The following is a 13,642-nucleotide window of genomic DNA, read 5'->3' on the forward strand; positions in this document are numbered from 1 at the left end:
CCATCCCCATAACAACTCGGCCGGAGTCACCATGACTCCGGCCTGACGCGCGTAGATTCTGGCCCCACCGACCACCGGAACAACACCCTCACAAGGTTGCGATCCGGTGACTAAGCGCTCCGCTTGAATTGCGGTACTTCGGCTGCGGGCAGGCCCTGGCTGGCCGCGCAGTTCCCCGCGCCCCCAGCGGGGCGCGGAACCGCACTGGACTTCGGCAAGGCCGCTCAGGCCATGTGCACCGGACCACCACCACGACTGAGACGCTTGCTCCATGACCACAACCCAACCCGGGCAGCCCCTGTCCTACGGCACCCCCGACTCCCCGCATATCGCGGTACGCGGCGAGGCCCGCCTGGAAGTCGACCCGGAAATCGCCCGCCTCGGCGTCACCATAAGCGCCCGCGGCACCGACCGCCGCAAAGCCCTCGACGACCTCACCCGCCGCAACAACCAGGTCCTCGACCTCATCAAGTCCCATGGCGAAGCGGTCGAGAAGCTGGAAACCGGCGCCTTCACCATCACCCCCCAACTCAATGAGAAAGGCCGCCACGAACGCATCCGCTCCTACCGCGGACATGTCCATCTCACCGCCACCGTCGCCGACTTCACCGTCCTCGGCGAACTCACCACCCGCCTCGCCGACCTGGAACTCACCCGGGTCGACGGCCCCTGGTGGGGGCTGCGCCCCGACTCCGCCGCCCACCGCGACGCCCGGCGCCAGGCCGTCCAGGACGCCGTCCAGCGCGCCCGCGAGTACGCCGGGGCGCTCGGCGCCCAACTGGTCGCCCTGCTGGAACTCGCCGACTCCGACGCCGAAAGCGGCTACGGGGGCGCGATGCCGGCCCCGGGCGGCGGCATGATGCGCGCCGCCGGATACGGCGGAGCGGCCACCGCCCCCGCCCTGGACCTGGAACCCCAGCGCCAGACGGTCCACGCCCACGTCAATGCGCGGCTGAGCATCACCCGACCCATGCTGTGAACACCTGTACGGGGGCGCTCCGGCCGCTCATCGGAGCGTCCCTGTGCACGTTTCACTAGTTGTCAACAAGGCTTAACGCAAAGGACGTTGGGCAGTCGCGGGCCTCCAATCCTCTACCCATGAGTAGGCCCTAAGGTCGTGCCATGCGCCGAGCAAAAATCGTCTGCACGCTGGGGCCCGCCACCGACTCGTACGAGCAGATCAAGGCACTCGTCGAAGCCGGCATGGACGTCGCCCGATTCAACCTCAGCCACGGCACCTACGCCGACCACGAGGCGCGCTACCAGCGAGTGCGGAAGGCCGCCGAGGAGACCGGCCGGAACGTGGGCATCCTCATCGACCTTCAAGGCCCGAAGATTCGCCTGGGCCGCTTCCATGAAGGCCCAGTACTCCTTGAACGCGGCGACGCCTTCACCATCACCGTCGAGGACGTACTGGGCGACCGGCAGCACTGCGGCACCACCTATGGCGGCCTGGCCGCCGATGTGACCCAGGGCGAACGCATCCTGGTCGACGACGGCCGGGTGACCCTGGAAGTCACCGCCGTCGAAGGCCCCCGGGTACGGACCATGGTCATCGAGGGCGGCATGGTCTCCGACCACAAGGGCCTCAACCTGCCCGGGGTCGCCGTCTCCGTCCCCGCCCTCTCCGCGAAGGACATGGACGACCTGCGCTGGGCGATCCGGATCGGCGCCGACATCGTGGCCCTGTCCTTCGTCCGCACCGGCCACGACATCGAGGACGTCCACCGGGTGATGGACCAGGAGGGCCGCCGGCTGCCGGTGATCGCCAAGATCGAGAAGCCGCAGGCGGTGGAGAACCTGGACGCCATCGTGGCCGCCTTTGACGGCATCATGGTCGCCCGGGGTGACCTGGGCGTCGAAATGCCGCTGGAAACGGTCCCGATCGTGCAGAAGAGGGCGATCAAGCTGGCGAGGCGGAACGCCAAGCCGGTCATTGTCGCCACCCAGATGCTGGACTCCATGATCGACGCGTCCCGCCCCACCCGGGCCGAGGTGTCCGACGTGGCCAACGCGGTGATCGACGGCACGGACGCGGTGATGCTCTCCGGCGAGACCAGCGTGGGCAAGTACCCCATCGAGACCGTCAAGACCATGAGCCGCATTGTGCGGGCCGCGGAGGAGGACGTCCTGGCCAAGGGCCTCCCCCCGCTGACCGAACGCAGCAAGCCCCGCACCCAGGGCGGCGCGGTGGCCCGGGCCGCCGCCGAGATGGGTGACTTCCTGGGCGCCAAGTTCCTGGTCGCCTTCACCCAATCCGGCGATACGGTACGGAGGTTGTCGCGCTATCGCTCGCCGATCCCGCTGCTGGCCTTCACACCGGAATCGGCGACCCGGTCACAGCTCAATCTGACCTGGGGAGTTGAGACGTTCCTGGGGCCGATGGTGCAGACGACCGATGAGATGGTCGAGCAGGTGGATGAGTATCTGCTGCGGATCGGGCGGTGCCGGAAGGGCGACATGGTCATCATCACGGCGGGGTCGCCTCCCGGGACGCCGGGGTCCACGAATCTGGTGCGGGTGCACCATATTGGGGAGGATGACTCGCCGAAGTAGGGGTTCTGCTCAGTGCTTTGGGCCGATGTGGGTGTCCATGAGGGCTACGGATTGCTTGCGGGCGACTGAGATGTTGACGGCATTGGTCCGCTTCCACTCGACGCCCACCTCGTCGAGGGTGTCGGTACAGAGCTTGCGGATGTCGTCGGACTTGTTGGTGAAGAAGTAGCGCGGGTACTCATAGCGCTTGCGTTGACCGCCGATGGTCCTGGTCGTCCAGTTGGTCATGCGACAGCCGTCGGAGTGGATCAGCCCGCGGAGGAAGTCCCAGGGGTGAGCGTCCACGATTCGCTGCTGCCAGGGGGCGAGGGCGATACGCCGGTCGTGCTTCTTGCCCGGGGCGTGCTGGGGGAACAGGCACGGCCAGTGGCGGCTGTAGCTGGTCACCATGACGCATCCCTGGTTCTGGACCAGGCAGACCTGGTTTTCGGGGCGGACCCGCCGCATGGCGGTGCGGCATGCCGTGATGAGGCCGGGCCAGGCGTCCGCGCAAGCGACCCGCAGCGCGTAGGTGCCGCTCGGCTGTCTGCTGAGACAGCCGTCCCCGAGGTACAGGCCGAGCAAGTAGGCGTAGGCGGCCTGGTCTTGAGGTGGCTGGGCGTCATCGCAGAGCGAACATGGCGATGTGCGGGGCAGTGGCTCGACGCGGGTGGTCCATGCGCGGATCGCGGCTCGGGATATGCCGGTCTGTTTGCTGACCGAGTTCAGGCTTCTGCCTTGGGTGACGAGCGCGAGGGTGTGCTTGCGGGTGGCGAGGTCGTACACGAGCCAAGTTTTGGCGGACGACTCTCACAGCGGGCGAAACCGAAGGCATGTTCACCGCGATGAGTGAAGATCGCCAGCTTTCTAGGTTCCTTCGAATTGAAGGTAAGTGCCCTGGGTGGGATTCGAACCCACACTGAATACTGTTTGAGAGTATCGTCTCTGCCATTGGACTACCAGGGCTGGCCTACGAAACCAAGGCTAGCGCAGTAAGGCCGTGAATCAAAGCTACATGACCTAGGTAGGCTCGTGCAGCAGCACCCTCGCCCCAACCAAGGAGCACCGTGACCGCCGCCGAGCCCGAGCCGCAGCAGCCCGTCGACGACGAGGCGCAGCCGCACACCCCTCCGTACACCACCCGTGTCGTGATCGCCGAGGATGAGGCGCTGATCCGCCTTGACCTCAAGGAGATGCTCGAGGAGGAGGGCTACTCCGTGGTCGGGGAGGCGGGCGACGGTGAGACGGCGGTGGCGCTGGCCCGTGAGCACCGGCCGGATCTGGTGATCATGGATGTGAAGATGCCCGTCTTGGACGGCATCTCCGCCGCCGAGCGGATCGCGGCCGACTCCATCGCCCCAGTCCTGATGCTCACCGCCTTCTCGCAGCGCGAGCTGGTCGAACGGGCCCGTGACGCTGGGGCCATGGCGTATCTGGTCAAGCCGTTCAGCAAGAGCGATGTGGTGCCGGCCATCGAGATGGCCGTCTCCCGGTTCACCGAGCTGAAGGCGCTGGAGCGGGAGGTCGCCGACCTCTCCCAGCGGCTGGAGACGCGCAAGCTGGTGGACCGGGCGAAGAGCATCCTGCAGACGCAGTACGGGCTGACCGAGCCGGCCGCGTTCCGCTGGATCCAGAAGACGTCGATGGACCGGCGCCTGTCCATGCAGCAGGTGGCGGAGGCGGTCATCGAGGACGCGCAGGAGAAGAAGGCGTCGAAGGAGCAGGGGCAGCAGTAGCCGTCTGCTGAGGGAGGGCCCGGTGCGCCGTGCACCGGGCCCTTTCGCGTGCTCAGTCCTCGCCCAGATAGGCCTTGCGCACGGACTCGTCGTGCAGCAGCTCGGCCCCCGTGCCGGAGAGCACGATGCGTCCGGTCTCCATGACGTGCCCGTGGTCGGCCAGGGTGAGCGCGGCCTGGGCGTTCTGTTCGACGAGCAGGATGGTGGTGCCGGCGGCCTTGAGTTCGGCGATGGTGGCCATGATCTTCTGCATCATGATCGGTGAGAGGCCCATGGAGGGTTCGTCGAGCATCAGCAGTTTGGGCCGGGACATCAATGCCCGTGCCATGGCGAGCATTTGCTGTTCGCCGCCGGAGAGGGTGCCGGCCGGTTGGCGGGCGCGTTCGCCGAGGATGGGGAAGAGTTCATAGGCGCGTTCGGTGTCCTGGCGGATGCCCTCGCCGTCCTTGCGCAGGAAGGCGCCGAGTTGGAGGTTCTCGGCGATGGTGAGGCGGGGGAAGATATGGCGGCCTTCGGGGGAGTGGGCCAGGCCCAGGGCGACGATGCGGTGGGCGGGGATGCCGCGTAGTGCGGTGCCGTTGAAGCGGATGGTGCCGGAGAGCGGGGGGTGGAGGCCGGAGAGGGTGCGCAGGGTGGTGGTTTTTCCGGCGCCATTGGTGCCGATGAGGGTGACGATCTGGCCGGGGTGGACGGTGAAGGAGATGCCCTTGACCGCCTCGATCTGGCCATAGGCGATGCGGAGGTTGTCGACTTCGAGCAGCGGGGCGGTCATCGGTGCTCGTCCTCCTGGTGCTGCTCGCCTGCGGCTGCCTCCGCTGCCGCGACCTCGGCGGCTTCCGCCTGGCCGGGGGCGCCTTCGAAGGGGGTGCCCAGGTAGGCGGCGATGACGCGGGGGTCGTTCTGGACGGTGGCGGGGTCGCCCTCGATGAGTTTCTCGCCCTGGACCAGGACGGCGACATGGTCGCAGAGGTTGAAGATAAAGCGCATGTCGTGCTCGATGACCAGGACGGCGATGCCCTGGTCGCGGATGGCGAAGACCAGTTGTTCGGTGGCGCGGGTCTCGTGGGGGTTCATTCCGGCGGTGGGTTCGTCCAGGAGCAGTAGTCCGGGTTCGCTGGCCAGGGCGCGGGCGATTTCCAGCTTGCGTTGTTCGCCGTAGGGGAGGTTGCGGGCGAGGTGGTCGGCTTTGGCGGCGAGGCCGGTGAACTCCAGTAGTTCTCGGGCGCGTTGGGTGGAGGCGGTTTCGGCGCGGTGGTAGGCGGGGGTGTGCAGCAGGGCGGCGAAGAGTCCTTCGTGGGTGCGGGTGTGGCGGCCGACGAGGACGTTTTCCAGGACGGTCATATTGGCGAAGAGGCGGATGTTCTGGAAGGTGCGGGCGATGCCTGCCTGGGTGACCAGGTGGGGTTTGGGGGGCAGGGTTTTGCCTTGGTAGGTGACGGTGCCTTCGGTTGGTACATAGAGGCCGGTGAGGCAGTTGAAGAAGGTGGTTTTTCCGGCTCCGTTGGGGCCGATGAGGCCGACGATCTGGCCGGGGTGGACGGTGAGGTTCATGGTGCGTACGGCGGTGAGGCCGCCGAAGCGCATGGTGACGCCGGTGGCGGTGAGCAGGGGGGTGGCGGTGGTTGTCATGGGGTGGCCCCTTCCGCCGGGGCGGGGGTGGTGTCGTGGAATTCCAGCTGGCGGCGGCGGTTGGGGATGATTCCTTCGGGGCGCAGGCGCATCAGGATGATGAGGGCGGCGCCGAAGGCCAGGAGTTGGTAGTCCTGGAGGAATTGGAGTTTGGCGGGGATGAGGTAGAGCAGGGCGGCTCCGAGGAGGGGGCCGGTGATGGTGCCCATGCCGCCGAGGATGACGGCGGCCAGCAGGAAGGCGGAGTTGGGGGGTACCGGTCCGGCGAAGACATAGCTTTCCGGGACGGCGGTGTGGATGACGTGGGCCTGTACGGTGCCGGCGAGTCCGGCCAGGCAGGCGCCGAGGGCGAAGGCGAGGAGTTTGAGGCGGAAGCCGTTGATGCCCATGGCGGTGGCCGCGGTTTCGTCTTCGCGGATGGCGATCCAGGCGCGTCCGATGCGGGAGTTGCTGGCGCGGCTGAAGACCAGGACGACGATGACGGTGAACAGCAGCATCAGCAGGTAGTAGTTGGCGTAGGCGTTGAGGGTGAGGCCGCCGAGGGAGTGGCTGTCGCCGAAGTTGTAGCCGAAGAGGTCCAGGTCGGGGATGTTGGGGACGCCATTGGGCCCGTTGGTGAGGGAGGGGCCGGAGTTGCCGTCGAGGTTGTTGACGGTGATGCGGAAGATCTCACCGAAGCCCAGGGTGACGATGGCCAGATAGTCGCCGCGCAGTCGCAGGGTGGGGGCGCCGATGATGACGCCGAAGACCAGGGAGGCGGCGGCTCCGGTGAGGGCGGCGGCCCAGAACGGGAAGTGGACGTGGAAGACGGAGGCGGTGGAGCCGGAGACCAGGGCGGCGGTGTAGGCGCCGACGCCGAGGAAGGCGACATAGCCGAGGTCGAGGAGTCCGGCGAGGCCGACGACCACATTGAGGCCCAGGGCGACGGTGGCGAAGATCAGGATGTTGACGATGATCAGGGTGTATTCGTCGGTGTCCTGGGTGAGGGGGAAGACGGCGGCGGTGATGAAGGCGGTGGTGAGGGTGGTGGTGCGGTGTTTGGCGGTGAGGGTGGTGAGGCGGGTGGCCAGTCCGGCCCGGTGCAGTGCGGCGGTGGAGAAGCCGGTGAGCAGCAGGAAGCCGGTGAAGAGCTCTCCGTAGGAGGTGCCGATGCCATAGGTGACCACGCCCAGGGCGAGGCCGAAGGCGGCGGCGATGACCAGGATTTCGGCCCAGGTGGGCAGGGGGCGGGCGGGTGGCAGTGGGCGGTGGGTGCGGCCGGGTCGTAGCGTGCGCAGGATGCCGCGCAGCAGGGGGCCGGCGGGGGTGGCCAGCAGGCCCTGGTCGGGGTAGGAGGCGGTGGTGCGGCGGTCGATGGGCAGGGCGAGGGCACTGAGGAGGGTGAGCAGGGAGGCGATGGCGGCCAGGTAGCCGCCGGGCTCCAGGTTGACGATTCCGCCGAGTTGGACCGCGATGGCGATGACGGTGTACCAGGTGGTGGCGAGGGTGCCGGCGGCGAGCAGGACGGTGGCCTGGTGGCCGCCGGCGGGGTTGAGCCAGCGCAGTCCGGGGGTTCCCCAGGCGGCCAGGGTGTGCAGCAGGGTGAGCAAGGCGCCGGTGAGGGTGAGGAGTTGGAGGCCGCCGGGGTATCCGTTGATGGTGAGGTCGCCGGGGAAGGCGGTGGTCCAGGTCCAGGCGGCGAGGGTGGTGAGCGCGGTGAGCGCGGCGCAGCCGGTGGTGAGGGCGCGTGCGGTGGTGAGGGGGAGAGGGATGACCGGGGTGGTTTCGAGGGTGGCGGGTTCGGTGGTGGTGGGTTGGCCGGTGGTGTGGGGTTGGGTCATGGGTCTCACGCCCGATCCGCGACACGTTCGCCGAGCAGGCCCTGTGGCCTGACCAGCAGAACCACGATCAGCAGGGCGAAGGCCCAGACGTCTTTCCAGCCGCCGCCGCCCAGTTGCTGCATTCCCGGGATGTCCTGGATGTAGGTGATGGAGGAGGTCTCGGCGATGCCGAGGACGACTCCGCCGAGCATGGCGCCGTAGATATTGCCGATGCCGCCGAGGACGGCGGCGGTGAAGGCCTTGAGGCCGAGGATGAAGCCCATGTCGAAGCTGATCTGTCCGATGTGCAGGCCCTGGGCGACGGCGGCCACTGCCGCGAAGGCGCCGCCGATGGCGAAGGCCAGGACGATGATGCGGTCGGTGTTGATGCCCATCAGCCGTGCGGTGTCGGGGTCCTGGGCGGTGGCCTGCATGGCGCGGCCGGTGCGGCTTTTGGTGGTGAACAGGCCGAGGGCCAGCATGCACAGCGGGGCGGCGACCAGGACGAAGATGTCGTCGCGCTGGAGGTGGAGGTTGTCGGCCAGCTGGAAGGCGTGGCCGTGGAACTGGGGGAAGTCGCGGTTCTTCTTGGCATTGGGGTAGAAGGCCCAGACGACTTGCTGGAGGGCGATGGACAGGCCGATCGCGGTGATCAGCGGGGCCAGGCGGGGTGCGCCGCGCAGGGGCCGGTAGGCGAAGCGTTCGGCGGCGGTGGCCACGGCGACGGAGACCAGCACGCCGCCGAGGATCATCAGGGGGAGGGCGGCGCCCAGGGGCAGGCCGGGGAGCCAGAGGTGGATGGTGAGGGCGCCGAAGGCGCCCACCATGACGATCTCGCCATGGGCGAAGTTGATGAGCTGGACGATGCCGTAGACCATGGTGTAGCCGATGGCGATCAGGCCGTAGAGGGCGCCCAGGGCGAGTCCGCTGACCAGCGTTTGAGGCAGTTGGTGCACTGCGGCTCAGTCCTTGAAGGTGGAGCTCTTGACGGCCTTCCACTGGTGGTTGACCACCTGGTAGACGGTCAGCTGCTTGTTGGTGGTGTCGCCGTATTCGTCGAAGGAGACATGGCCGGTGACTCCGTCGAAGGAGACCTTGCTCATGGCTTCGACGACCTTCTGCCGGGCGTCGCCGGGGAGTTTGCCGTTGTTGTCCTCGACGATCTTCTTGACGGCCTGGATGATGGACCAGGCGGCGTCATAGGAGTAGCCGCCGTAGGCCGCGTAGGGGTCCTTGTATCCGGCGTCCTTGTAGTTCTGGACGAAGGTCTTGGCGGAGTCGAGCTGTTCCACGGGGTAGCCGACGGAGGTGGCCAGGTCGCCGTCGTCGTCCTTGCCGGCGCCGGAGATGAAGGCGGGGTCGTAGATGCCGTCGCCGCCCATTTCCGGAATGCGGGCGCCGGCTTTCTTGGTCTGGCCGGAGAGCAGGCCGCCTTCGGGATACTGGCCGCCGAAGTAGACGGAGTCGGCGCCGGAGTTCTTGATTTTGTTGGCGATGCCGGAGAAGTCGGTTTCCTTGACGGTGAGATGGTCGGTGCCGGCCACTTGTCCGCCGAGGCGTTTGAATTCCTGGGAGAAGATGGCGGCCAGGCCGGCGCCATAGGTCTGTTTGTCGTCGACGACGAAGACCTTCCGCTTCTTGGCCTCGTTGTAGAGGTACTGCGCGGCGAAGCGGCCCTGGATGACATCGGTGGTGGCGGTGCGGAAGTAGGTCTTGAACGGGCGTTGTTTCTGTCCGCTGCCCCAGCTGTCGCCCTGGCTGAGCGCGGGGTTGGTGTTGGCGGGGGAGACCTGGGCGAGGTTGGCCTTGGCGAATACGCCCTGCATGGACTGGGAGACGCCGGAGTTGAGCGGTCCGACGACGCCGAGCACGGATTTGTCGGCGACGAGTTTGGCGGCGTTCTGCTGGCCGGTGCCGGGGACGGCCTGGTCGTCGGTGGAGACCAGTTTGAAGGTGACGCCCTTGACCTCGTTGTTCTTGTTGGCGGTGCGGACGGCGAGGTCGACGGAGTTTTTGATGCCCAGGCCCAGGGCGGAGAGGGAGCCGGTGAACGGGGAGTCGACGCCGATGGCCACCGTGGTCCTGGAGCCGGAGTCGCCCTTGTCCGATCCCTTGTCGTCGCGTGATCCGCAGGCGGTCAGTACGAGGGCGCCGGTGGTGAAGGTGGTGATGAGCAGCAGTGACGGACGGTGTCGCACGATGTGTCCTTTCCCTGGCGCGGCGGCCATGGTTCAGGTGCCGTGTCGCTCGCCGGGCAAGGGTGAGAAAAGTACGGCGGTGCTGACGTGCGAACCGCCCGGCGGGATGGTGATTGGCCGTGACTCTAAGGGGTCCCCGAGGAGCTGGGGCAGAGGTGGCGGCCAGGCTGTGACTCTCTTGTTATGACGCGGATCACGTACCGGGTGGCCGGGTCGCGGGCGGCGGGGTGGGGGAGGGTGCGTGTTCGGCGCAGCAGGTGGCGCCGTTCTCGGCGGCACAGCGCTCTGCGGACTGACGGATGATCAACTTCCGTGCGGCGTCGGTGCCATGGCGTTGTTCCTCGGCGCGGGCGGCCTGGACGATGTCGTCGTGGATATGGGCCTGGGCGGTGGACATGCCCTTCTGGGCCCAGTCCAGTCCCGCCCACTTGCCATGGACCAGGGCCTGTTCGGCCCAGTAGCCGACGAGCTTGGCGCAGGCTCGTGCCGGAGGCTCGGGGGTGGCCGCCTCCTGGTCACCGGCCGCGGAGTGGGAGCAGCCGGTGAGGGTGAGCAGTGCGGTGAGCAACAGCCCGGCGCCGAGGGGGTGTTGGGCTTTCATGTCCGAACGGTAGGGCGGTGGCCGCCCTTCCGTAAGGGGGCGCCCCCAAAGGGGCGCGGGGTGGTCGACGCGGTTGGCTCGGCGGGCTCACCGCTCCGGGTTGTCGCGGATCAGACAGGTGAGGCGGGCGGTGCAGACCCGCTTGTCCTGGTCGTCGGTGATGACGATCTCGTAGGTGGCGGTGGTGCGGCCGCGGTGGACGGGTGTGGCGGTGCCGGTGATGTGGCCGGAGCGTACGCCGCGGTGGTGGGTGCAGTTGAGGTCGACGCCGACGGCGATCCGGCTGGGGCCGCCGTGCAGCATGGCGCCGATGGAGCCCAGGGTTTCGGCGAGCACGGCCGAGGCGCCGCCGTGCAGCAGGCCGTAGGGCTGGGTGTTGCCCTCGACCGGCATGGTGCCGGTGATGCGCTCGGGGGCGGCCTCGAGGATGCGCAGGCCCAGGCGTTCACCGAGGTTCCCGGCGGAGAAGAGGGCGGGGAGGTCAAGGCCGCTGTCGGCCCAGACGTCGATGACCTCCTGCGGGAAGATGGTGGTGCTCTGTTCGCCCATGGTCGCGCTCCCCTGTCTGGTGGACTCGGCGATGATCGTCGGTGGCGTACGTCCTATCAGGTCGCCGGGGCGGCCTCGTCGGCGGGGCGGGCCGCCGGTTCGAGCCGGACCACCAGGGACTTGCTGGCCGGGGTGTTGCTGGTGTCGGCGGTGTGGTCCAGCGGGACCAGGACGTTGGTCTCGGGGTAGTAGGCGGCCGCGCAGCCGCGGGCGGTGGGGTAGTGGACCACGCGGAAGCCGGGGGCGCGGCGCTCGCTGCCGTCGGTCCACTCGCTGACCAGGTCGGCGTAGGAGCCGTCGGCCAGCTCCAGCCGGCGGGCGTCCTCGGGGTTGACCAGCACCACCCGGCGGCCGTTCTTGATGCCGCGGTAGCGGTCGTCCAGGCCGTAGATGGTGGTGTTGTACTGGTCGTGGGAGCGCAGGGTCTGCAGCAGCAGCCGGCCTTCCGGGGCCTGGGGCCAAGTCACCGCGGATGCGGTGAAGTTGGCCTTGCCGGTGGCGGTGGGGAAGCGGCGGCTGTCGCGCGGGGCGTGCGGCAGGGTGAAGCCGCCGGGCCGTGCGACCCGGGCGTTGAAGTCCTCGAAGCCGGGGATGACGCGGGCGATGCGGTCGCGGACGGCCGCGTAGTCGGCCTCGAACTCCTCCCAGGGGGTGGCGCTTCGGTCGCCCAGCACCCGGCGGGCCAGGCGGCAGACGATGGCGGGCTCGGAGAGCAGCTGTGCGCCGGCCGGCTTCAGGCGGCCACGGGAGGCGTGCACCATGCCCATGGAGTCCTCGACGGTGACGAACTGGTCGCCCGAGCGCTGCCGGTCGCGCTCGGTGCGGCCGAGGGTGGGCAGGATCAGGGCGCGGGCGCCGGTGATCACATGGGAGCGGTTGAGCTTGGTGGAGACATGGACGGTGAGCCGGGCGCGGCGGATGGCGGCCTCGGTGACGTCCGTGTCGGGGGTGGCGGAAACGAAGTTGCCGCCCATGGCGAAGAAGACCTTGGCCTCGCCGTCGCGCAGGGCGCGGATGGCCCGGACCACATCCAGGCCGTGGTGGCGTGGCGGGGCGAAGCCGAACTCCTTCTCCAGGGCGTTCAGGAAGGCGGGGGCGGGGCGCTCGAAGATGCCCATGGTGCGGTCGCCCTGGACATTGCTGTGGCCGCGGACCGGGCACACCCCGGCACCGGGGCGGCCGATGTTGCCGCGCAGCAGCAGGAAGTTGACCACTTCCTTGATGGTGTCCACGGCGTGCTTGTGCTGGGTGAGTCCCATGGCCCAGCAGACGATGATGCGCTTGGAGTCCAGGACCATGCGCAGGGCACGGTGGATCTCGTCCCGGGTCAGGCCGGTGGCGCGCAGGGTCTCCGCCCAGTCGGCGGCGCGGGCGGCGCGCTCGAACTCGGCGAAGCCATGGGTGTGTTCCTCGATGAAGGCGGTGTCGGTGGCGCCCTCGGTCTCCAGCACCAGCTTGTTGAGCAGGCGGAACAGGGCGTGGTCGCCGCCGAGGCGGATCTGCAGGAAGAGATCGGTCAGCGCGGTGCCGCCCAGGGCCAGACCGCGGGCGTTCTGCGGGTTCTTGAAGCGCTCCAGGCCGGCTTCGGGCAGCGGGTTGACGGTGATGATCCGGGTGCCGCCGGCCTTGGCCTTCTCCAGGGCGGAGAGCATCCGGGGATGGTTGGTGCCGGGGTTCTGCCCGGCGACGATGATCAGGTCGGCCTGGTAGAGGTCCTCCAGCAGCACGCTGCCCTTGCCCACCCCCAGGGTCTCGGCGAGCGCCGAACCCGAGGATTCATGGCACATGTTGGAGCAGTCCGGCAGGTTGTTGGTGCCGAACTCGCGGGCGAAGAGCTGGTAGAGGAAGGCGGCCTCGTTGCTGGTGCGGCCGGAGGTGTAGAAGACGGCCTCGTCCGGGCTTTCCAGGGCGTGCAGTTCCCCGGCGATGATGTCGAAGGCCCGCTCCCAGGGGACCGGCTGGTAGTGCGTGGCACCCTCGGCCAGGTACATGGGCTGGGTGAGCCGGCCCTGCTGCCCCAGCCAGTAGCCGCTGCGCCCGGCCAGCGAGGCGACGGAGTGGGCGGCGAAGAACTCCGGGGTGACCCGGCGCAGGGTGGCCTCCTCGGCCACCGCCTTGGCGCCGTTCTCGCAGAACTCGGCGGCATGCCGTTTGTCGGGCTCCGGCCAGGCGCAGCCCGGGCAGTCGAAGCCGTCCTTCTGGTTGACCCGGAGCAGGGTGAGCGCGGTGCGCTTGACCCCCATCTGAGCCTGGGCGGCGCGCAGGGTGTGGGCGATGGCCGGCAGCCCCGCGGCGGCGTGCTGGGGCGCGCTGACCTCGGGTGCGTCCTGTACCGGATCGCCGGTGGGCGGCTTGCCTGCCATCTCGCTCCCCCTTGAGCGGCTCGGTGGTACGGGCTGTGCGTACGGTGCCGATCCTGCCACGGGGGTCCGACAACGGCGGTGGGAGGGTGATCCGGATCGGGGGCGGTCGGGATTGTCAGTGGGCCGTGGCAGGATCGAGGGCGTGGCAGCAAAGGCATCGCAGACAGCATCCGAAGCGAACGAAGCGAACGAGACGACCGGCACCGGGGCCGCGGAGGGAGGCCGCCCCCGC

General features: G+C 68.6%; 12 protein-coding genes and 1 tRNA gene. 3 read left to right on the forward strand and 10 right to left on the reverse strand.

Annotation, left to right across the window (positions count from 1 at the left end):
• The first annotated feature begins 271 nt into the window (after nucleotides 1–271).
• Nucleotides 272–979, forward strand: coding sequence for an SIMPL domain-containing protein (locus ACIHFE_RS04100; protein WP_400104198.1), 708 nt, complete (start codon nucleotides 272–274; stop codon nucleotides 977–979).
• Nucleotides 980–1,122: 143 nt separating this feature from the next.
• Nucleotides 1,123–2,556, forward strand: a complete 1,434-nt coding sequence (gene pyk / locus ACIHFE_RS04105) for a pyruvate kinase (RefSeq protein WP_400104199.1) — start codon at nucleotides 1,123–1,125, stop codon at nucleotides 2,554–2,556.
• 9 nt (nucleotides 2,557–2,565) lie between these two features.
• Here the strand turns inward: pyk and ACIHFE_RS04110 are convergent, their stop codons facing one another.
• The gene (locus tag ACIHFE_RS04110) at nucleotides 2,566–3,321 is read right to left on the reverse strand and encodes a transcriptional regulator (protein ID WP_400104200.1); all 756 of its coding nucleotides are present in this window, start codon (nucleotides 3,319–3,321) and stop codon (nucleotides 2,566–2,568) included.
• 107 nt (nucleotides 3,322–3,428) lie between these two features.
• Nucleotides 3,429–3,501, reverse strand: a tRNA-Leu gene (locus tag ACIHFE_RS04115).
• Nucleotides 3,502–3,602: 101 nt separating this feature from the next.
• On the opposite strand from ACIHFE_RS04115, the gene ACIHFE_RS04120 reads away from it, so the two are divergent.
• A complete protein-coding gene (locus tag ACIHFE_RS04120) occupies nucleotides 3,603–4,271 on the forward strand; it encodes an ANTAR domain-containing response regulator (protein ID WP_400104201.1) in 669 nt (222 codons plus the stop codon).
• A gap of 52 nt (nucleotides 4,272–4,323) precedes the next feature.
• Here the strand turns inward: ACIHFE_RS04120 and ACIHFE_RS04125 are convergent, their stop codons facing one another.
• The 8 genes from ACIHFE_RS04125 to ACIHFE_RS04160 form a co-directional block, all read right to left on the reverse strand.
• Nucleotides 4,324–5,043 (reverse strand): ABC transporter ATP-binding protein, encoded by a 720-nt coding sequence (locus tag ACIHFE_RS04125; RefSeq protein ID WP_400104202.1) that lies wholly within the window; start codon nucleotides 5,041–5,043, stop codon nucleotides 4,324–4,326.
• Entirely contained in the window at nucleotides 5,040–5,900 is an 861-nt protein-coding gene (locus ACIHFE_RS04130) for an ABC transporter ATP-binding protein (protein ID WP_400104203.1), read from the reverse strand. The genes ACIHFE_RS04125 and ACIHFE_RS04130 overlap by 4 nt, the downstream gene beginning before the upstream one ends.
• On the reverse strand, nucleotides 5,897–7,720 hold the full coding sequence (locus ACIHFE_RS04135; RefSeq protein ID WP_400104204.1) for a branched-chain amino acid ABC transporter permease: 1,824 nt from the start codon (nucleotides 7,718–7,720) through the stop codon (nucleotides 5,897–5,899). The genes ACIHFE_RS04130 and ACIHFE_RS04135 overlap by 4 nt, the downstream gene beginning before the upstream one ends.
• Nucleotides 7,721–7,725: 5 nt before the next feature.
• On the reverse strand, nucleotides 7,726–8,655 hold the full coding sequence (locus ACIHFE_RS04140) for a branched-chain amino acid ABC transporter permease (RefSeq protein ID WP_400104205.1): 930 nt from the start codon (nucleotides 8,653–8,655) through the stop codon (nucleotides 7,726–7,728).
• A 6-nt stretch (nucleotides 8,656–8,661) separates the two neighbouring features.
• Nucleotides 8,662–9,897, reverse strand: coding sequence for a branched-chain amino acid ABC transporter substrate-binding protein (locus ACIHFE_RS04145; protein ID WP_400104206.1), 1,236 nt, complete (start codon nucleotides 9,895–9,897; stop codon nucleotides 8,662–8,664).
• 193 nt (nucleotides 9,898–10,090) lie between these two features.
• Nucleotides 10,091–10,498 carry a hypothetical protein gene (locus ACIHFE_RS04150; RefSeq protein ID WP_400104207.1) on the reverse strand — a complete coding sequence of 136 codons (408 nt, stop codon included), beginning with the start codon at nucleotides 10,496–10,498 and terminating at the stop codon, nucleotides 10,091–10,093.
• Between the two features lie 87 nt (nucleotides 10,499–10,585).
• Complete coding sequence (locus ACIHFE_RS04155) at nucleotides 10,586–11,047, reverse strand: PaaI family thioesterase (RefSeq protein ID WP_400104208.1); 462 nt, start codon at nucleotides 11,045–11,047, stop codon at nucleotides 10,586–10,588.
• A 56-nt stretch (nucleotides 11,048–11,103) separates the two neighbouring features.
• A complete protein-coding gene (locus ACIHFE_RS04160) occupies nucleotides 11,104–13,410 on the reverse strand; it encodes an FdhF/YdeP family oxidoreductase (RefSeq protein ID WP_400104209.1) in 2,307 nt (768 codons plus the stop codon).
• Nucleotides 13,411–13,642: the final 232 nt, after the last annotated feature.

The sequence above is a fragment of the Streptomyces sp. NPDC052396 genome, assembly GCF_044593195.1.
Lineage (GTDB): Bacteria > Actinomycetota > Actinomycetes > Streptomycetales > Streptomycetaceae > Streptomyces.

Bases quoted from the DNA above. Each gene is read 5' to 3' on its own strand.
- ACIHFE_RS04155 (WP_400104208.1), bottom strand. From the start codon at position 11,047: ATGGGCGAACAGAGCACCACCATCTTCCCGCAGGAGGTCATCGACGTC.
- ACIHFE_RS04100 (WP_400104198.1), top strand. From the start codon at position 272: ATGACCACAACCCAACCCGGGCAGCCCCTGTCCTACGGCACCCCCGAC.
- ACIHFE_RS04130 (WP_400104203.1), bottom strand. From the start codon at position 5,900: ATGACAACCACCGCCACCCCCCTGCTCACCGCCACCGGCGTCACCATG.
- ACIHFE_RS04150 (WP_400104207.1), bottom strand. From the start codon at position 10,498: ATGAAAGCCCAACACCCCCTCGGCGCCGGGCTGTTGCTCACCGCACTG.
- ACIHFE_RS04125 (WP_400104202.1), bottom strand. From the start codon at position 5,043: ATGACCGCCCCGCTGCTCGAAGTCGACAACCTCCGCATCGCCTATGGC.
- pyk (WP_400104199.1), top strand. From the start codon at position 1,123: ATGCGCCGAGCAAAAATCGTCTGCACGCTGGGGCCCGCCACCGACTCG.
- ACIHFE_RS04160 (WP_400104209.1), bottom strand. From the start codon at position 13,410: ATGGCAGGCAAGCCGCCCACCGGCGATCCGGTACAGGACGCACCCGAG.
- ACIHFE_RS04135 (WP_400104204.1), bottom strand. From the start codon at position 7,720: ATGACCCAACCCCACACCACCGGCCAACCCACCACCACCGAACCCGCC.